The following is a 19,649-nucleotide window of genomic DNA, read 5'->3' on the forward strand; positions in this document are numbered from 1 at the left end:
TCACTTCCTAATCGCCCAGAATTCCAATCCAAGCCCGGAAATTTCCCCGGACATATGAAACGCAAAACCACCAGAAGCCTTGAGCTTCTCGAGGTCTTGCGCCGTGAGATCAAGGGTGAAATAGGCTTTGTTGGAGTGAAATGCGATCTGCCTGGGTGCAACGGGCAGCGCTCGCACCTTGAAGCCGGAGAGGTGCAGGTTGACCAGATCACGGATGGTTTCCACCGTTCCGATCTTGAGGTGGCTGATCAAGCGCGCACGCAGGTCTTCAGGACTGCACGCGGCGCCGGCCACCAATACAAAGGACGAGGTATCGAAGTGTTGGTGATCCCCGACCACCGCCACCTGGACGCCATATTGGTGAGCAGTCAGAGGCAGTGCGGTGGCGTGTTCTTCCAGCACCATCGACATCAATGTGTTGAGCTCGATCATCAATGCGCTGAAGCTGGTGCCTTGATCGCTATGTAGGTATTCGAGCTCCAACGAGGGACGCCTGTTACCGCTAGCGAACGTCGACAGATCGCCGATCAACGCCAGCAGCGTGCGGAACAACTCTTCTGGATGGACTTGCTGCAATTTCAGGTAATGAATCAGCACCAACTGCGTGCGGTTCATCAACTGCAGCAACATGAAATCGCCGACTTCGGAACCACCGGCTTTGCCGTTTGAACTGATCCGCTCGGCCAACGCGACAGCTCGAGTACCGAGTAACGAGGCCGCTTCTTCCAGACGCCCCGTCAGATACTGGGAGGAGTGGGTATGGATAAAGGTCGGGTAATACTGTTTGTTGAGCGCCACGCCTTTATCCGCGGAGCAATCGATGATTTCACCCACCTTGAGCTTCACAAACACCTGATCGTTCTGCTGTTCACCGAGCACTAGACGCAGGTCGGGGCGGCCGCATTGCACAATGCTGGAAATGCCCTCGCCGGCATTTGAGTCGTCGATGTTGGCGTCGTAGATTGTGTAGCGCGCCAAAACGTCGATGTCTCCGTCACTCCTAGCCTCGATGTAATTGCCCGTCATCAGCGGTAATGCGAGGTAGACCTCTGTTTTGCCAACATTGGGCGGCACCTGCACCGATAGCGCTTCAACGCGCCCTGTGAGGTCGAACAGACTTCCATCGGGCAAGATTCCACTCGCTCGGCTGAGGATAAGTTTTCCGGTTCTCAACGGTTCTTCAGCAATTTCCAGCTCCAGAAACCCCCACGTAAACCGCCCCAACAACTGCGTCCGGGTCTTCATCTGGTGATCGTGATAACGGTCGTTGTGCTGAAAATGTTGTGGGCGCAGGAGCATGCCTTCGCGCCATATGACTTTATGAGCGTTCATGGTCAGTCATCTGCCTGGGTCAGTGCGTTATGGATGCCGGCCTGGTCGAGGCGCAGTTCGGCGTGGGTGCGTTCGTTGGGGGTTACCTGGACGACGTAGCGCCATTTGGTTTCCGGCAGGTCGCGGTAGGCGGCGAGTACGCCGACGTAGCGGCTGTTGCTGTCGACGCTGAGTTTGAGGTAGATGGTTTCGCCGGGGCGCAGTTCGAGTTCTTCGCTGGCGACCAGGTCTGGGGCGAGGGAATCTTTGGGGCGTTCGTACAAGCTGAAGAAGTCCACGGTCTCGAAGGCCACGGGGTTTTTCAGTTCTATCAAGCGCACGACTATCGGCGATGGCCGGCCGTGAAGGTCGGGGTTGAGGCGGTCGTTGGCGGTGAGTTTCAGGTCCAGTTTGGTCAGCTTGGAGTACGGCGACAGGGTCGAGCAGCCTGCGAGGAGCACCAGCGCACCGACCGTCAGGGTTTTGAAACAGGAAGTCTTGAAGGCGGACATGGGCATCATCCTTGAGGGTCGGTGTGAAGGCTGTCGATCAGGCGCACCTGTTCTTCGTAGGCACGGGAGAAGTCGCGGGCCAACAGGCGCTCGCTCCAGTCATCGTCCCGGCCCAATGCCTGGTGATAACGCCCGTAAGCGCGCCAAAGGCCGCCGTCGGTGTCGAACAAGGGTTTGTATCCATCACGTTCGAAACGCAGGGCCATGTGTTCGGGCGCGAAGTGTTCGAGGGTGCTGCGCAAGGCGGCGCGACTGGCGCCAAGCAGGGCAACTTGATGGGCTTGCAGATCGTTGAAGGCGCGATGGATCGACTGCTCGGCACTCAGTACGGAGGAGTGGTCGAGCAACAAACTGTTTAGCGCGTCGGCGGCATTGGCGGTGTGTTTGAGTGGGTTCTGCCGCGTGTATTGCGCGGTGGTCAGGGCCAGGCGCAGTTCGTTTTTCAGTTCGGTTCGGGTGCGCAGGCTTTGTTGCAGGCTGCCGATGCTCAGTTTAAGCAGGCGTGCGGCATTCACTGCCAAGGCTTCGCGACCGCGCTGATCGAGGCTGTCAAGGTCGACGCCCAATGCTTGGCCGAACTGCTGCCAGAATGCATCGCTTTGGTTCATCGGCGGAGCGGGTTCTGGTGCCGGTTCAGGGGGCGGCGGAGGCGGTATCAGGGTCGGTACGGCCATATGTTCGCGGTCGATGGGCGCATAATCGGCGCACTGCTGCGGCTCAACGGCAGGTGGGAACGGCTTGGCAAAAAGGTCCGGTGGAATGAACTCGTGCCTGGCTGCCTGGGTGTTGACCGGCACAGCAGCGGGCCGCGCGCCGTCGTCGATGTGGGCACGGATCTCGAAATTGCCCATCACGTAAACACCGCCGTGTTCGATGCGATGCCCCTTACCCACTCGCCCACCTTGGTCTTTGAGCCAAGTACCGTTAGTGCTGACATCTTCCAGGCAAAAACGGCCATTCTCGTGGCTGACCTTCGCGTGTAGACCGGACACCAGACGTGCGGGATCGAGCAAGGTCCAACCACAGCTCGCTTTGCGGCCAATCGACCCACCGCCTTCGTCAAAGACCTTGCGGTTCGTCTGACCAGCAGCCGATTGATCGGTGTTCAGTATTTCCAAAACCAATTCCATGAAACAGCTCTCCTTGCGGTCACTTGCCGCGATTGACCACGTGCGGGTCACCCAGGGGGCGATAGGTGTCGTCGTTGAATTTGTAATTGCCGCTACAGCCGCCGAGGCCGCAGGTAACGAGCAGCGCCAGCAGGACGGCTGGCCAGTGACGAACGAACATCAGAAGGTCTCCATGGGTGAACGAATCGGGCAGGTGATTGGCATCGGCATCAGGCGAACTCACACACGACGGCGCCGTGTTCGTCGAGGCTGGTATGCACGCGCTTTAGTACTTCTCCGGCAGCCATCGCGTCGAGCAAGCGGTCGGCAATCAATGGCAATACGTGGGTGTCGAGCAGGTAGTCGATCAAGCGCGCACCGCTGTCGCTTTGGCTGCAGCGCTCGGCCAAGTGGTCGACCAATGTCTCGCAATGACTGAACGCCAGGTTGCGTCGGGTCAGGCGCTCGGCCAAGCGTTGCAGTTTGATTTCAATCAGTTCGCGCAGTACCGGGCCACTGACTGGGTAGTAAGGAACGACCCTCATCCGCGCCAGTAATGCAGGTTTGAAGTGCTTGCTGAGTACAGGGCGAATGGCCTCTTCCAGCGCTTCGGCTGAAGGTCGATTTTCATCGCGGCAAAGAGCGTCGATGCGGTCGCTGGCGAGGTTGGAGGTCATCAGGATCAGCGTGTTGCGAAAGTCGATTTCCCGCCCTTCGCCGTCATTAGCGATACCCTTGTCGAAGATCTGGTAGAACAGGTTCAGCACATCGGGATCGGCTTTTTCGACTTCGTCGAGTAGCACCACCGAATAGGGTTTTTGCCTTACCGCTTCGGTGAGCATGCCGCCTTCGCCGTAACCGACATAACCCGGCGGTGCGCCGATCAAGCGCGAGACGGTGTGTTTTTCCTGGAACTCGGACATGTTGATGGTGGTGATAAAACGTTCGCCGCCATACAGAAGATCAGCCAGTACCAACGCGGTTTCGGTCTTGCCGACACCGCTGGGGCCGACCAGCAGGAAGACGCCCACAGGCGCGTCGGGTTTGTTCAGGCCGGCAGCGGTGGCGCGCATCGAACGGTCCAGCGCATGAACGGCTTGCTCCTGGCCACGAATTCGCGCACGTAGATCAGTGGCGAAACTGGCGACTCTGGCATTGTGTTCGCGCGCCAATTGCGCGAGGGGCACGCCAGTCCAGGCACTGATCACTTCGGCCACTTGACGTGGGCAAACCTCGAAACTCACCAGACGCTGGACGGCCTGCGCCTCGGTCAATTGATTGTGCGTGGTGTTCAGCTCGGCTTCGAGGTCCGCCACGCTCGGTGTCGAGTCGTCCGTGGCTTCGTCGTTTTCAGCACAGCGTGTCAGGACCAATTGCTGGCGCAGATCAAGCAGGCGCTCGGCCAGTTGGCGTTGTTCGACCCAGGACTTTTCCAGCGTTTGCTGTTCGTGTTCGGCCTCTGCCAGACGACTTTCAAGTGTTTGCAGCACCTCTCGATCGATGGCTAAACCGGCCTCTGCATCGCGGCGCAATGCCTGACACTGGCGACCACCCTCAGCCAATTCGTTGCGCACCTTTTCCAGGCTCTCGGGCGCTGCGGCCAGGCTGATGCGCACGCGAGCGCAGGCGGTGTCGAGCACATCGACGGCCTTGTCCGGCAGCAAGCGTCCCGACAGGTAGCGCGCCGAGAGTTCGGCCGCAGCCACCACGGCATCGTCACGCAGATAAATGCCGTGGCTCTTTTCATAAATCGGCGCGAGGCCGCGCAGGATGGTGATGGCTTCGCTGACCGTCGGTTCGTGTAACTGCACCGGCTGGAAGCGTCGCGCCAGCGCCGGGTCTTTCTCGAAGTATTTTTTGTATTCGGCCCAGGTGGTCGCGGCGATGGTGCGCAACTCGCCACGCGCCAATGCCGGCTTGAGCAAGTTGGCGGCGTCCGAGCCTCCCGCATTGCCTCCCGCACCGATCAAGGTATGGGCTTCGTCGATAAACAACGTGATGGGTTTTGGCGACGCTTTGACTTCGTCGATCACACCTTTGAGCCGACGCTCGAACTCACCTTTGACGCTCGCGCCGGCTTGCAGCAAACCCATGTCCAGCGACAGTAATTCGACACCTTTGAGCGCCTGGGGAACCTCGCCACTTGCTATGCGTAAGGCCAGACCTTCAACAATGGCGGTTTTGCCGACGCCCGCTTCACCGACAACAATCGGGTTGTTTTTGCGGCGACGAGCAAGGATATCGATCATCTGCCGGATCGCGCCGTCGCGACACAACACCGGGTCGAGCTTGCCTTCACGGGCTTGTTGCGTGAGGTTGTGTGTGAAGCGTGCCAGTAGCGACTCGCCGGACGCGGGAGGTTTTCCGGCCTCAGGTTGGGCCTTTTCGGATAGAGCAAAGTCCCGCAAACGGTCGCTATCAAGCTTGGCTAAAAGCGCTTGGTAACGGCTGCCCGCGTAACGCATCGGGTTGCGCAGCAACGCCAGAATCAACGCCGCTTGCTCCACTTGGCTTTGGCCCAATTCCAGATTGGCGACCAGTAACGCGTCTTGCAGCCACTGCACCAATTCCGGTGCAAACACTGGGTTGCGCGAAGCACTGTGTTCGATTCGCGGTTGCAGTGCCGCCGCCAGTTCACCCGCATCGACCTCCACGTCCAGTAGTGCTCGCGTCAGCAAGCCTTGTGGTCGTTCAAGCAGCGCCAACAACAGGTCTTCGACCAGAATTTTGCTGCCGCCCCGGGCCACACAGCGTTCGGCGGAACCTTCAAGGTCGCGACGGGTATCTGCGTCCAGCGCCTGGATAAGTTGTTGCAGATCTACGTTGATCATTCTCGAGCGTCCTTAGTGAGTTTTGCTGCCGAGGGTGACGATGCCGTCGGCGCGTTCGCGTCCCAGCCAACTGGTCCAGCCAAGACGGCAGGCGTTCTGTACGTCGAGGCGCAGCTCATGAATTTCTTCGTGGCGCAGCACCAGGCGGATGTCGTAGTCGAGCGGGTCACGCAGGGTGAAACGCACCAGCGCGCACAGCGGCTGATAGCCAGTGCCAATGGGCAAGAAGTCATGGAAGCGCTGCCAGTCCAGTTCGCGTATGTGGATGCGGAATTTGCTGCTGCGATCACGCACTTGATGACCGAGCACCAGGTCCTCGCCGAGTCGGCTATTGGCGGCTCCCAAGCGATTGCGTTGCTCCTGGCGGATCTCCACCAGACGCTCGACGCATTGTTCGATCACCAGCTCGGCGTGCTTGAAGTAGTAACGCAGCACGGATTCGATCAGCGCTGCTGAATGCGCACGAAGGCTGAGTAGGCCCAAATAGGGCAACAGTCGGTTCCAGTTCAGTTCCTTGGTTTCGCGAATCTCGCTGCTGCCAAGTCCGATCAGGGCAAATATCTGCGCCGAAAAAGGGTCCTTCGCCGTTCCTTCAAAACGGGCGTGATAGCGGTATTTGCGCCAGATCGGCAGCAGCAGACGTTGCAGGCGATGGTGAAACAGGTCGAGAAAATCGCGTGTGGTATTGCCGTCCGGGCTATCGCCTAATGCCTGCTCGCCGTAGAACACAGGCAGTGGAGAACCCGCGCCAATCAAGTTGACCGAGTTGATTCGCAGGCGCGCGCGAACCCGCCCGTGCTCTTCAAACACCTGCAGGCTTTCGATGTCGCTGCTGGGGAATCCGAAACATGGATTGGCTTGAAACTCCACGAGATCATAGAGCTGCTCGTCGTCCAAGTCAGTGTTGGATTCACGCAACCGCTCCATGATCAGCGGCACGGCCTGGTAGATCGAATACTCGCGTATCGCCAGGCTCAATGCGTTTAAAGCAGGGGCTGCTGACCCATTCGTGGTGTCCATTGGTACACCTCTCCCTGTGTGCTTTTCACGTGTAGCTCGTGATACGAGTTGAGGCTGGCGTAGAGCGCGAAGAACTCATTGAGCACAGTGGCGAAGAGGAATAAATCACCTTCACCGATGTACTTCTGCGGGTCTATTTCCAGCTCCGTGCGGATGCCGCGGACGGGTAGCCCGCGGTGTAGGCGATCGACAGCTTGATGGCTGATGGACTTCATTCCATCAAGGAGGTTTTTGCTGACGTTGCGCGCCTTTTGGTCGTAGTAGCGCGGCAGGTCGTAGGTTTCGAGAATCACCTTGAGCGCGTTGACGTTGGCCAGGGACACGTAGTTCAGCGACATATTGCTGATCACTTTCCACAGGTAGTCGCCATTCAACGGCGGTGCATAGCTGGTCGTGGGTATGCTGATGTTGCGGAAGCGGACAGTCTCTGGCATATCCGGGCCACGCTCGGTGATGTCTCCGATTTTTAGCTGGCGCGGCAAATTCTGATTGGTGCAAGTGGCTTCGATGGAGATCGTTTCTCCGTCTTTGAGCTTATTGCCACCAAAGCTCAGATAGGTATCAAGGCCGTCATGGCTTAACGATTGACGTTGTCTAATGCTGTAATGGGGGCGCGCATTCAGCACGTCGAAACTGGCGTCATGCTCGAAAGACTCAAAGAGCACAAAGGGTTCTTCGTCCGGCCCGGAGGCAACACGGTCGACCGAGAACACACCATAGCCGCTGCGATTTCTTTCATCTGGCAGTAAAAGATATTCGTCGTCCCTGCCTTCGAGCCGGATCGGTGAGACGTCTTTTCGAGACAAATTGACAATGGGCGTGCAATACAACTTTACGTTTGCCAACGTCGGGCGCTGACGTTGCATGCTGTTTTTATTGATAGAGAAACGTAAATCTACACTGCGCGCCCGCTTCAGCGTTTCCTCGGACAAGCCACCCAGAACGTCCAGTCCGGAAACATCGACGAACAAAAACTTTTCCTGGAACGCGAAATACTCCTGCAGGTAGCGGTAGCCGCGAAAGGTGTTCAGCGGGTACGGAATCAGCGCTTCGTCTTCGGCAAAACCGACGGGTTGGACGCGGTCGGCGGGTAGTTTGAACGAAAGTTCCTGACCGCCCTCACTTCGCAATAACAAACCGGCGTCATCCAGCACGGTCACTTCAATGCTGTCCAGATGACGCAACAAGCTGAGGTAAAGCGTCTGCCTGATATAAGAATCTTCTGCGAAATGTAAACGCAAGCGGCTTAATTCCAGCTGGCCAAGATGCCCATCGCAGGTCATCGTCAGGCGCAGGGTGAGGTATGCACCATCGCCGTTTTCCGCATAGCGCAACTCGCTCAGTTGCAGCGGCAACACTTCCGTTGCATAACAAGTCCTGAAACCACACGGCACACCTTGAATCGCCCGGCTGCTCACCTGTGCATGACGTCCGATGCTCAAAGCCGGTTGGGCCTGCTGCAGCGGATCGAACTGCAGCATGCTGAACGCTGGCAGCGGGCGCATGTAGTTGGGCCACAACAGATACATCAATGACTGCGTCAGCTCTGGCAAGCCATCGTCGAGCCTTTGCCGCAAGCGGCCGGTGAGGAAGGCGAACCCCTCCAGCAGCCGCTCTACATCGGGGTCGCTTCCACTCTGACCAATGAAGTGCGCCAGCGCTGGATTACGCTCAGCGAAAACACCGCCCAACTGACGCAACGCATTCAGTTCGCTTTGGTAATACTGATTAAAAGACACGGGCGACCTTCCTGGACGACGATGGTGTGATGATTTGTTGCGGACGCGAATGACGCCCACTTGGAAAACGTTCCACGTGAAACATGTTTGCTACTGAGAGGTGTCTGGGCGTTGCTACTCGACCCCGACCTGTCCGCCACTGTTCAAGACTGCGGAGAACCTCATCGGCTGCTTGACCCCGTTAGCCTCAACCAAAGCGTCGATGTCAAAAGCCAGACGCAGCGGATCTTTGTCGTTGGGTTGCGAGCTGACGGACACTCGAGACAGGCGTGGCTCGTAGGCCACAATAAAGTTCTGAATGGCATCACGCGCCGAGATCAAGGCATCGTGCAGGCTCATGTTCATGTTGTTCAGATCAGGCAACCCGTAATCGGGCAGCGTCTGAACGCTGCCCGCACGGGTACTCAGCATTTTTGCCAAGTGGGCAGCCACCGAAGCCCGAGTGGCTGCTTCGCGATTCGACTTGCTTCGCTTATTGGTCTCGCCACCAAGGCGTTCGAAAAGGCTGCCGTATGCCGTCATGAGTTAAACCCTGATCACTCTTTGTCCAACTTGCCGACCAGCGACAAGGTGAAATCCGCGCCCATGTATTTGAAGTGCGGGCGAACATTCAGGTTGATTCGATACCAGCCCGGCTCACCCGCCACATCACTGACCTTGATCTCAGCAGCGCGCAACGGACGGCGGCCCCGCACATCAGCATTCGGGTTGTCTTGGTCGGCGACATATTGGCTAATCCAAGTGTTCAACTCCCGCTCCAGGTCGGTGCGCTCTTTCCACGACCCCAGCTGTTCGCGTTGCAGTACCTTCAGGTAATGCGCGAGACGGTTGACGATAAACAAGTAAGGCAGTTGGGTGGCGAGCTTGTAATTGAGCTCTGAATCCTTACCTTCTTCGCCGATCCCGAAGGACTTCGGTTTTTGGACCGAGTTGGCAGAGAAGAACGCTGCGTTGTCGCTACCCTTGCGCATGGTCAGCGCAATGAAGCCCTCTTCGGCCAATTCATATTCGCGCCGATCAGAAACCAGAACCTCCGTCGGGATCTTGGTCTCGATTTCACCCATGCTATGGAAGTGGTGCAATGGCAAGTCTTCTACTGCACCACCGCTTTGCGGGCCGATGATGTTCGGACACCAGCGAAATTTGGCAAAACTGTCAGTCAACCGGGTCGCGAAGGTGTAAGCCGTGTTGCCCCACAAATAATGCTCGTGGCTATTAGCAACGTTCTCCCGGTAAGCGAAAGTTTTCACCGGATTCTCTTCGGGGTCGTAGGGGTTACGCAGCAGGAAGCGAGGCATCGTCAGACCGACATAACGCGCGTCTTCGCTTTCGCGGAAGCTCCGCCATTTAGCAAACTGCGGCCCCTCAAAATGGTCCTTGAGATCCTTCATGTCAGGCAGGCCGGTAAAGCTGTCCAGACCGAAGAAATTCGGACCTGCCGCCGCAATAAACGGCGCATGCGCCATGCAAGCAATGCTGGAAACGTACTGCATGGTTTTAACGTCAGGCGAGCTCGGCGAGAAGAAGTAGTTTGCGATGATCGCTGCCACTGGCTCGCCACCAAACTGCCCGTATTCCGCGGTGTAGATGTGTTTGTACAGACCCGATTGCGTGACTTCCGGTGAGTCTTCGAAATCGTCCAGCAGGTCTTGTTTAGAGACGCTCAGGATTTCGATTTTGGTGTTCTCACGAAAGTTTGTGCGATCTACCAGCAGCTTCAGACCCCGCCACGAAGACTCCAACGCCTGGAAATCAGCGTGATGCAGAATCTGGTCTATTTGCTGACTGAGCTTGGCGTCGATCTCGGCGATCATGCGATCAACTGCCGCTTTTTTGACCGGCTCGCCTTTGTTTTTCGGCTTCAGCAGTTCTTCGATAAAAGCCGCCACGCCGCGCTTGGCAATGGCATAGGATTCTTCGGTCGGGCTCAGGTTGGTCTCGGCAATGATTTGATCAAGCAGACCGCTGGCTGTCGTTTCAGTGTTTTTTTGCTGTGCAGCTTTAGTACTCATAATCTCAGCTTCCTTTGCGGATGAAGGCTCAAGCGTCAGGCTTGGTGCCAGCAATCATGTTCAGCTCGCTCAAAACCCGACCCCGTGACTCTTCATCTTCGAGCACGCCCTCGATGGCCTTACGAAACGCAGGGGCGTTACCTAGCGGCCCTTTGAGCGCCACCAATGCATCGCGTAACTCCATCAGTTTCTTCAGCTCCGGCACCTGCTCGACCAAACTGGCCGGATTGAAACCCTTCATCGAACCTATGTTGAGATTGATCGCTAACTCATCACTACCGCCCTCCCCCTGAAGCCGATTCGGAACACTCAGGGTCAACTTGAGGTCTTGATTGGCCAGCACGTCGTCGAAGTTGTTCTTGTCGATGCTGACGGGCTTGCGATCCTCGACCTTGCGCTCATCCAATTGATGGGTGAAATCGCCCAACACCATCAATTTCAGCGGCAGTTCTTTCTCTTCCTGAGCGTTGCCTGTCGCCGGCTTAAAGGTGACGTTGATGCGTTCCTTAGGGGCTGCCGAGCCTTCTTTGGCCATGGTTTTTCTCCTTTGCGGTGATGACCCGAGGGCCTAGGGCAGTGCGACTTCGAGATCGAGGTAACACAGCCGTTGAAAAATATTGTCTTTGCGCTCGCGCACCACTTGGCTTTGCGGCAGTAACTCGCAACAGGTGTGCAGAAGTTGCAGTACCTGCAATGCAAGGTCAGGCTCCCAGGCATGAAGACCTGAATCCTGTAACTGCTGGTCGAGGGTCTCGAGCTGGGTCTTGGCCAGCTCGTATTTCTTGGCCTGATAACACAGCTGAGCGAGGTTCAGTTGCCAGAAAAAACGCGCACGCCCACCTTGGGCGTTTTGCATGCCTTGCTTGAGCTGTTGAACGGCAGCCTTGAGGCCTTCTTTGCGCAAAATCGGCAAAGCGTTTTGCAGCGCCTCGTCCCAGACGGGCGTAGCCCCGGCAGGCAGTTCCTTACGCGGTGCGCTGGACGTTTGCAGATGCGGCATCACGTGGGCGCTGATCCAACTGCGGGTCGCTGCGTCGGCGAATGGCAGGCCATCGTGAAAACGCAACTCGACGATCCCGGGCAGTCGCTGAAGTAACAGCGCGAAATGCATCTCCACTTCACGCTTCGCAGCGTCAGCGTTCAACGCCTGCAGGCACTCCCAGACGAGGCGCTGGCCATCCAACCAGAAGGCCGAACTGGCGAGGCTGGCTTCAGCGTCCAGCAACAAATCGGCGTATTGGCCTTGCTCGAACTGCTCCTGATAACGCGTCACTTTGTCTACGGGCAGCCCACGCAAGGTGGTAATACCCTCGCTGTTGCTTTCAGGGATAGTCTCGACAGCCAACCACAATAAGGTTCGATTAAGCCCCAGTGGCCGCGGGTCTGTGGCCTTCTGTCGCAACCACCAGGCACACAACGGGCGCGCGTTGTCTTGCTGTGCCCGCAACGCTTTGTGCGCGTCTTTTTCGTTGTCGATGATCTGCGTGTTGCTTAGCCACTGTGTCGCGGCTTGCTTGACCTGAGCAACCACCGTCTCTACCGGCCCCTGTTCGGGCTGGTTTTCAGCGGCGCGCTTCAGCATGCCCGCCAGCCGCCTGCACAGCGGCAATAACAACGGCGCATCCGCCGCTAGATGCTCGATCAAGGTGCCATCCAGACACTCCAGGTCGGTGCCCAACTGTCGGAATAGATCCAGTTGCTCCTTAACCGCAACGTTGCCGTCCAACACCTTATCCACCCGAGTGATCAACCAATTGATGGTGGCTGCTCGGGTCCTGAATTTGGCAGGATGTACCTCAGCCCAGTGGTGCTCACAAAGCTGCTGAATCAGGCAGATACCCGCCACCAGACCGGGAAACGCCTGGGTTTGGTACAAGGCCCAGGCCAACATCGACGCCACACGCAAATCCTTGGACGAGGTGCGCAAAATGAGCTCGCTGTTTTCCTGAACCCACTGCCAATCAATCCGCCCCGTGTCATGCAGGGACTGAGCTTTGGACAACTCGTCTTCCAACGCTTCGAACTCGGGCGTAAAGCGAACGTCCTCGCCGGCGAACGTCTCTTTGGAAATCGGAGTTCGAGCAAGTTCCAGATAGTGTTTTCGGGGCTTAGCTAGTGACATCGTTCCGGGTCTTCACGTGAGTATCAAGAAAAGCATCCAAGGCGTTACCGCAAAATAAAGACGTGTTTTCGCAACAGTGAGGCAACTTCACAGGCCTTCAGCCACGCACGTATATCTCCGCTGCTGGCTAGCAGCTATACCCACAGTCTTTATGTCAAAACAGGCAACAATTTTAGGCTTCTGCTCTCGCCTCTATAGGCTCACAACAGATTTGGCAGACAGCCTGACCTGGCAAAACACCTGATATGGAAACAATCAGCTGTCTTGAACGATTATTAGTAATTCGATTGGCTGTTTAGCTACAAACAAGACCGATTCAATCAAGCATTGCGTCTTAAACTGCACAGGCAACTCTTCACCCACCAGCCCGTTCAACGGCAGCAATACTAGCCCCACCCAATTATTTTGCGCAATAACCGATACACATATTTTAATAAAAATGTGATGAGCTGCCGATATGACAGCCCGTGGCGACAGCGGAAAACACCCCATATACTTACTCCCTCAACTCTCTCAGAAAACTCCTACAGACACAGTCGGAATCGGACTATATATATATTTAAAAACATCGCTCAGAGTTGCGCGGCAGTTTATGCCCTCTGCGAAATCAAACACCGAAACATATTGGTACGTTTGAATAGCAAAAATTGACGGCTTAAACCATTCGAGCGATGAGTCACCCTGACTCCGCTTATGCAATACATTTCAAAGCAAGCAAAGGAGAGCAACATGCCAACACCCGCCTACCTCACTATCGAGGGAAAAACTCAAGGTCTCATCACCGAGAACGCCTTTACCAAGGACTCCGTCGGTAACATTTACCAAGAGGGCCATGAAAACGAAATTCTGGTGCAGGCGTTCCAGCACCAAATCATCATCCCGCGTGACCCACAGTCTGGCCAACCAACGGGTCAGCGCGTTCACCATCCACTGATGATCACAAAGGTGTTCGACAGGTCGTCTCCGCTAATATTCAACGCCCTGACCCAAGGTGAGATGCTGACCACCTGCACCCTCAAGTGGTACCGCACTTCTGCTGAGGGTAAACAGGAGCACTACTACACCATCAAACTGACTGATGCGATTATCATTGAGGTTAATTCGCGGATGCCGAATTGCCAGGACCCGCAACAGTCACACTTCACTCATTTGGAAGATGTGTACTTCAGCTACCGTGCGATCCAGTGGGATCACGTAGTTGCAAGCACCTCTGGTAGTGATGACTGGCGTAAGCCTGTCGCCGGCTAAGACAGCCCGAGACAACAGCATCGGCCACATTTTTGGCCGGTGCTGTTTCGTCATAGACGTAGACTTATTACGGCTCAGCGGTAACAGTTTACAGCACGGTTACACATAACTGCGATTTTACGCAGTAATTAAACAAAACCAAGCTCAACTGCTGCATATAGACAAAAACTAAAAGTTCAAACTCCCAACCGGCCCACTGTAAAATAATGGTTTTTGGTTTGAGTTTGGTGAGGAAATTTTTTAATCCTCGGCACTCCCCTGCCATCACGGATGGTAGGGGCGGAGCATGAGAAGTACTCCGATTAATCCGCCAAGGTCAAATCTGCCCCCATTTTCCCGGCCCATCGCTCACTAAAACATTGTCCCCGGCGTACATCCAGGCTTTATTCACCTGAACCTGTCTCAGGCTCCTCCTCTTCCCAATAGACATAAAAAGAACTGCCACCTAGATAGTAGATGCTCCAAGCTCGCATCGGTATCGCCTCATCAATGGGAGCCCAGTCAATGTATTCACAAAAATACTCTGCTGGGCAAAGGCCAATGCTTGCTGACACATCTAGCCAAGCGGCTATAAAAAGCACAAACAGGCCGATATTTCCAACCAGAACAGGATGAAGCTGAATCAGCTGAAATAAACTAGACCCCGAGAAAATATTCACCACTATGGCTGACTTCCCAAAAAGCATGGTTAAAAAACCCACCCCGAGAATAGGCCAACCTACAAAAAATAAAAACCGGAAGGGATTGCGGTGACGCTTCAAATACTCGGCATACTGCGCTTCAAATCCTTGCACTTCAATTTTGCCCGAAAGATCCTCATCTTGAGCACTCCACTTCACCTGTAGGTCACCACACATAACGCACCTCTGCTAGATCGATTTAAGTAATAATTTTCATTCACAAAGATATGAGGGGCTGAAAATACGCCATCTAAATTATTTTCTATGCGAACTGGAGTCCTATCATTAAAAGTATCAGTACCGAAAATCCTACCCACGCAACCCAGCTTAAAACAACCTAAAAAGAGACTGATTTATTTTAGAGTCAAAAAATAAATCAGCCCCCTTTTCAAGTCCCCTTTTCAGTCCCCTTTTCACCAGAACGTACTTGGAAACCTGGGCAACCTTTTCTAAGTGAGTGGCATAGCCGGGGTTCATATGCCGGCCACCGGCTCTTCCTCTGCGATGGACCATTCTGCGACTGGAGATACCCAAGGCAGTTTTCAGTTTTGGATGATTGGGGATGCCGAGGCCTATTTTTTGACTGCGAAGGTTTTAAAAAAACTGCCATTTACCCGAGTAACTAGCCACGACCAAACTTGGCGTATGCTGCCCCGCCGCACATTACCAAAAGCAGTACCCAGCCTGCCCATTGTAGAACTACCAATTTTCGTTTGAGATCAGCCGGGAAGCTATCTAAATCTTTAGCGACGGCGCCGCCATCGCGGAGGAAAAAATAAGGCATTACCATTAGACCCATTATTATTCCGATTACATGCAGCCGCCCCCAAGGACCTGCATCTAGTAAGCACTTACGGAGCATAATGGCAGGACAGTTTTTCAAGTGATATAATATTTTGTCCATCTTTGTGTACGCGAGATGCAATGTTATGCCAATCCAGACGAACAAACCTCCGATATCGATTAAGCCGATATAGAGAAAAATAGTGTCAGCCGTATACTGGCTCACTTAGTGCGCTCGTAAATAATTTCGCCCATACCTTCACCTAAAGCCCCTCCAAGAACACCGGCTCCAAATGAAACCCCTCCAACTACCAAGATGCCGCACACAAGGGTTCCTGCTCCCAAAGTAGGCACCCCAAGAGCAAGACAGATACCGGTAGTCCCCACAACGCCCAAAGCCGCTCCGGCGGCAACTCCACCTCCACCCCCCCAATAAACCCCCCAGCCTCGGTATATTTCACCCTCTTACACTCTTCACTACTTCCAGCCGTACACACATCCTGCACCTTCATATACGACGCCACGCCCCCCACAGCCGTCCCGAACCAACCGCCGTATTGCACATACTTGGAAATCGTTGCGGCTTTTTCTAGGTGAGTGGCATAGCCGGGGTTCATATTACGACCGCCGGCTCTTCCTCTGCGATGGACCATTCTGCGACTGGAGATACCCAAGGCAGTTTTCAGTTTTGGATGATCGGGGATGCCGAGGCCTTTTTTGGTCAACGGATCGAGTTGGCTATTCAGTTGAACGAACAGCTGTTTGCGTTTGGCAAGGAACCCCGCTGAGCGCAGGTGGCCGTGTTGCGCCCAAGTGCACGTGTGCAACTTCTTTACTTCTTGCAGCAGAAATTTCTTGCAGGGAAAAAATTGGGTTCGCCTCCCATGGCTAGACAAGGCCAAACTCAACCACAGGGTAAAGACCTAGTAAAATCAATAGAAAGGTTGTGCAGGCCCAGTGCAGCATAATTAATTTTCGTTTGAGATCGGCAGGGAAATTTTTCAAATCCTCAGCATTGGCCCCGCCATCGCGGAGGTAAGGACGAGGCAAGAGAAGAACACCAATTATTCCGCCGAGCACAAATAGCCTCCCCCAAGGGCCCGACCTTAAGAAAAGTATACGATTTATAACGGCAGGACAGTTTTTCAGGTATTCCAGCATCATATCCATTTTGGTGTAAGCAAGATGCAGCGCAACCCCAATACAAACGAATAGACCACCAAAGCTTGTCAAGCTCACGCAGAGGAAAATTTTTTGCGAGATCCCAAGGCTCATTTGGTACCTTCGTAAACTAACTCACCTGTCATTTCACCAATTTTTCCGACGGCAGCCCCCGCCGCAAAGACCAAAAAGGTGACAGACCAAAAAGGTGACTGATTTATTTTCCCCGTACACACATCCTGCACCTTCATATACGACGCAACGCCCCCCATAGCCGTCCCGACCCATCCGCCGGACTGGATAACCTTGGAAGGCTTGGCCACGTGTCTAGGTAAGTGGCATAGCCGGGGTTCATATTCCGGCCACCAGCACTTCCTCTACGATGGACCATGTTGTGACTTGAGATACCCAAGGCAGTTTTCAACTTTGGATGTTCAGGGATTCCGAGGCCTTTTTGGTCAACGAGGTGAACCTTCTGAAAAGGTCGTTTACCCGAAGAGCTAACCACGACCGAACGTCGCATATGCTGCCCCTCCGCACATTACCACAAGCAGCCCCCAGATAGTTTTGAGTAGAAAGGCCAATTTGTATTTAAGACTGGCAGGAAAATTCTTCAGATCTTCTGCGCTTGCCCCCCCATCCCGGAGAAATCCACCAGGGATAACCATTAGTCCCATTATTAATCCCAGCACATACAAACGCCCCCACGGGCCTGTGTATATTAAGAATACGCGAATCATAATGGCGGGACAGTTCTTTAAATGACTCAGCATCATCTCCATCTTGGCATAAGCAAGATATAGCCCAATACCAATGCAAATGAATATACCTCCAAAGTCGATAATAGCGATACAGAGGAAAATGGTGTCTGCCGTATACTGACTCATCTAGTACGCTCATAAATTAGTTCGCCTGCCACCTCACCAAATTTTCCTCCGAGAGCTCCCGCTGTAAAGGAAACGCCTCCGACCACCAATATGCCGCACACAAGTGTTCCGGCCCCTAAAGTAGGTACCCCGAGGGCGAGACAGATACCGGTAGTCCCAACAGCCCCCATACCTATGCCAGCAGCAACCCCACCTCCAACCCCCCCCATAAACCCCCCACCCTCGGTATATTTCACCTTCTTACACGCCTCACTATCCCCCGCCGTACACACATCCTGCACCTTCATATACGACGCAACGCCCCCCATAGCCGTCCCGACCCAGCCGCCGTATTGGATAACCTTGGAAGCCTTGGCCACGTTGTCTAGGTAAGTGGCATAGCCGGGGTTCATATTCCGGCCACCGGCTCTTCCTCTACGATGCACCATTCTGCGACTGGAGATACCCAAGGCAGTTTTCAACTTTGGATGATCGGGGATGCCGAGTGCTTTTTTGGTCAACCCATTGAGTTGGCTATTTAGCTGAGTAAAAAGCTGTTTACGCTCGGCAAAGAACGCCTCTGAGCGCAGGTGGCCGTGTTGATTCATCTGGCGGTTATGCATGTCCTCGATGTTCACCAGTAGCTCTTTCACATTGGCCAGATGTTTGCTGAACATCGCCGTTCCAATGCCTATCGCAGTGGAACCATGGGTGAGCATGGTTTCAATTTCAGCACGGTGGTCGGCCAAAAAGTCGGCTTCTTCCGGCGTTAGATCCTCTAATGCCTTTTCCACCTTGTAGGCCGCGTCCATCAGTTGCGCTTCGGCTTGAGTGCATTGGTAGTCGTAGTTCTCGGGATCGCTGAGCACGATCAGTTGGCCGGCCTTGACCTGATCCAGGCCGGGGTTGAGTGTCCTGTATTTGGCGATGATGGCAGGCGTGGGTGAGGTGAAGAGCTCGGCCTCGAGCTTCTCCGCTGTGGTGCTCTTGGGGACGATATAGAACCCTGGCTCGTTTAACTCGACGGGTTTCGGGTATTCCCCGGCGGCATACTTGAATAACGGGACCGGAGCAGGCTGGCGTGCGAGGCTGGTCATGCTCAGCGCCTGCTGTTCAGGGGTTCTCAACTGTTGAGCATGGAGATAGCGCAACAGGCGGTGAGGGTCACGTTGGGGCCGGGATTGGATGAGTTTATAGGCGGGGATGCGTTGGACCTCCGCAGGCATGACGGTCGGGGTTGTATGCGCGATGGCTTTGGATTGCAGCAACAGGTCGCTTTGTTCTTGCAGCAGGGCCTCTATGCCTTGCTCGACAGTTTTATGGCCTTGTTCGACGTCGTCGGCAATCCGCTTTATGTAATAAGCCACTTCGCGATTGAAGCGTATGCGCGGAATACCGAACTCAAGGTGTCGAGCACTCAGGGATTGTGCTTGTCCCTGTAGTTTTCCGGCGGCGCTGTACATATCCCAAATGTCATAGCGGTTGGGGTTCATCCTTCTTCACCCCAGAAGCTGTAGCCGCTGGTTTTGGCTATGTGGTTGCGCCAGGTAATTTCGCGGTAGCGAATGGCAAGCTGCTCTTCATGTTCACCACCCGCGTGTAACAGGACGTGGGGCATACTAAACGTCTGCTCAACGATAATTCCGCCCTTGAACGAGATGGAGAGAAAATTCTCCTGCGTGCCAGAGGGTGACACTCGATAGAAGTCAATCTTGCCGTCTATTTCTTCACGGTTTGAGAGTGCTTGAGCCAATAGCGGCGTGGACTTGTCGGAATATTTGCTGACAACAATGGGCTCATGCGTTGGCCGGGTCTTACTCCAATTATTGAATAGGCGGTGGTCCCAAGACAGCACCATTATTTCGTCGGTATGGTCGGACTGATATTTGTTGCTGATGGACTCCAGAGTTGAACAGCCCGCTGAAATCAGCCCTTGTGATTTGCCGGTCAGGGTCATGAATGCGTTATTAGCCATTGGTGCCGCTCCTTTTTCCGTGAGCGGCGTAGTTTATTGTCCAGAGGCAAAGCTAGGTTGTAGGACGTTTCTGAAAATTGGGCGATAAAACAAATTCTTGCTTGGGTAAGCGTCAGATTTAAGCGCCCCTCATATCAAAGATTTGTTCGCAGGTGTACGGAGAGTCCAAGCGCTGCGTAATTCCGACCGAGGTGAGGGTTATCACGCAACTCCTCCAACGCTTGCTCCTCCCGCGCGCATTGAGCCACAGGCCCATCGCTTCATGCGTCACGGCAAGAAT

Annotated in this window: 17 protein-coding genes; 1 reads left to right on the forward strand and 16 read right to left on the reverse strand. The window is 54.7% G+C overall.

Features of this window, described 5'->3' with window-relative positions; translation table 11 throughout:
- From tssK to tssA, 11 genes are all read right to left on the reverse strand, one after another.
- Positions 1 to 1,332, reverse strand: a complete 1,332-nt coding sequence (gene tssK, locus ACF0H7_RS31035; RefSeq protein WP_397450592.1) for a type VI secretion system baseplate subunit TssK — start codon at positions 1,330 to 1,332, stop codon at positions 1 to 3.
- 2 nt (positions 1,333 to 1,334) lie between these two features.
- On the reverse strand, positions 1,335 to 1,823 hold the full coding sequence (tssJ, locus tag ACF0H7_RS31040) for a type VI secretion system lipoprotein TssJ (RefSeq protein ID WP_397450593.1): 489 nt from the start codon (positions 1,821 to 1,823) through the stop codon (positions 1,335 to 1,337).
- Positions 1,824 to 1,828: 5 nt separating this feature from the next.
- Positions 1,829 to 2,953 (reverse strand): type VI secretion system-associated FHA domain protein TagH, encoded by a 1,125-nt coding sequence (gene tagH, locus ACF0H7_RS31045; protein ID WP_397450594.1) that lies wholly within the window; start codon positions 2,951 to 2,953, stop codon positions 1,829 to 1,831.
- A 19-nt stretch (positions 2,954 to 2,972) separates the two neighbouring features.
- Entirely contained in the window at positions 2,973 to 3,113 is a 141-nt protein-coding gene (locus ACF0H7_RS31050; RefSeq protein ID WP_397450595.1) for a type VI secretion protein, read from the reverse strand.
- Between the two features lie 49 nt (positions 3,114 to 3,162).
- Positions 3,163 to 5,763: a type VI secretion system ATPase TssH gene (gene tssH, locus ACF0H7_RS31055; RefSeq protein ID WP_397450596.1), complete on the reverse strand. Its 2,601-nt coding sequence runs from the start codon at positions 5,761 to 5,763 to the stop codon at positions 3,163 to 3,165.
- A gap of 12 nt (positions 5,764 to 5,775) precedes the next feature.
- On the reverse strand, positions 5,776 to 6,783 hold the full coding sequence (gene tssG, locus ACF0H7_RS31060; protein ID WP_397450597.1) for a type VI secretion system baseplate subunit TssG: 1,008 nt from the start codon (positions 6,781 to 6,783) through the stop codon (positions 5,776 to 5,778).
- A complete protein-coding gene (tssF, locus tag ACF0H7_RS31065; protein WP_397450598.1) occupies positions 6,747 to 8,522 on the reverse strand; it encodes a type VI secretion system baseplate subunit TssF in 1,776 nt (591 codons plus the stop codon). The genes tssG and tssF overlap by 37 nt, the downstream gene beginning before the upstream one ends.
- A 114-nt stretch (positions 8,523 to 8,636) precedes the next feature.
- Positions 8,637 to 9,044: a type VI secretion system baseplate subunit TssE gene (tssE, locus tag ACF0H7_RS31070; protein ID WP_397450599.1), complete on the reverse strand. Its 408-nt coding sequence runs from the start codon at positions 9,042 to 9,044 to the stop codon at positions 8,637 to 8,639.
- Between the two features lie 14 nt (positions 9,045 to 9,058).
- The gene (gene tssC, locus ACF0H7_RS31075; protein WP_397450600.1) at positions 9,059 to 10,534 is read right to left on the reverse strand and encodes a type VI secretion system contractile sheath large subunit; all 1,476 of its coding nucleotides are present in this window, start codon (positions 10,532 to 10,534) and stop codon (positions 9,059 to 9,061) included.
- A 28-nt stretch (positions 10,535 to 10,562) separates the two neighbouring features.
- A complete protein-coding gene (tssB, locus tag ACF0H7_RS31080) occupies positions 10,563 to 11,069 on the reverse strand; it encodes a type VI secretion system contractile sheath small subunit (protein WP_397450601.1) in 507 nt (168 codons plus the stop codon).
- Between the two features lie 33 nt (positions 11,070 to 11,102).
- The gene (gene tssA, locus ACF0H7_RS31085; RefSeq protein ID WP_397450602.1) at positions 11,103 to 12,656 is read right to left on the reverse strand and encodes a type VI secretion system protein TssA; all 1,554 of its coding nucleotides are present in this window, start codon (positions 12,654 to 12,656) and stop codon (positions 11,103 to 11,105) included.
- A gap of 729 nt (positions 12,657 to 13,385) precedes the next feature.
- On the opposite strand from tssA, the gene ACF0H7_RS31090 reads away from it, so the two are divergent.
- Positions 13,386 to 13,904: an Hcp family type VI secretion system effector gene (locus ACF0H7_RS31090; protein WP_397450603.1), complete on the forward strand. Its 519-nt coding sequence runs from the start codon at positions 13,386 to 13,388 to the stop codon at positions 13,902 to 13,904.
- Positions 13,905 to 14,287: 383 nt separating this feature from the next.
- On the opposite strand, the gene ACF0H7_RS31095 is transcribed toward ACF0H7_RS31090, so the two are convergent.
- The 5 genes from ACF0H7_RS31095 to ACF0H7_RS31115 all read right to left on the reverse strand — a co-directional run bounded on the left by ACF0H7_RS31095 (position 14,288) and on the right by ACF0H7_RS31115 (position 19,369).
- The gene (locus ACF0H7_RS31095) at positions 14,288 to 14,743 is read right to left on the reverse strand and encodes a hypothetical protein (RefSeq protein WP_397450604.1); all 456 of its coding nucleotides are present in this window, start codon (positions 14,741 to 14,743) and stop codon (positions 14,288 to 14,290) included.
- Positions 14,744 to 16,255: 1,512 nt separating this feature from the next.
- Positions 16,256 to 16,642, reverse strand: a complete 387-nt coding sequence (locus ACF0H7_RS31100) for a hypothetical protein (protein ID WP_397450605.1) — start codon at positions 16,640 to 16,642, stop codon at positions 16,256 to 16,258.
- A gap of 386 nt (positions 16,643 to 17,028) precedes the next feature.
- Positions 17,029 to 17,415 (reverse strand): hypothetical protein, encoded by a 387-nt coding sequence (locus tag ACF0H7_RS31105; RefSeq protein ID WP_397450606.1) that lies wholly within the window; start codon positions 17,413 to 17,415, stop codon positions 17,029 to 17,031.
- A complete protein-coding gene (locus ACF0H7_RS31110; protein ID WP_397450607.1) occupies positions 17,412 to 18,887 on the reverse strand; it encodes a hypothetical protein in 1,476 nt (491 codons plus the stop codon). Before ACF0H7_RS31110 ends, ACF0H7_RS31105 begins: the two co-directional genes overlap by 4 nt.
- Positions 18,884 to 19,369, reverse strand: coding sequence for an Hcp family type VI secretion system effector (locus tag ACF0H7_RS31115; protein WP_397450608.1), 486 nt, complete (start codon positions 19,367 to 19,369; stop codon positions 18,884 to 18,886). Before ACF0H7_RS31115 ends, ACF0H7_RS31110 begins: the two co-directional genes overlap by 4 nt.
- Between the last annotated feature and the right edge of the window lie 280 nt (positions 19,370 to 19,649).

The organism is Pseudomonas sp. NA-150, from assembly GCF_044336365.1.
GTDB lineage: Bacteria > Pseudomonadota > Gammaproteobacteria > Pseudomonadales > Pseudomonadaceae > Aquipseudomonas.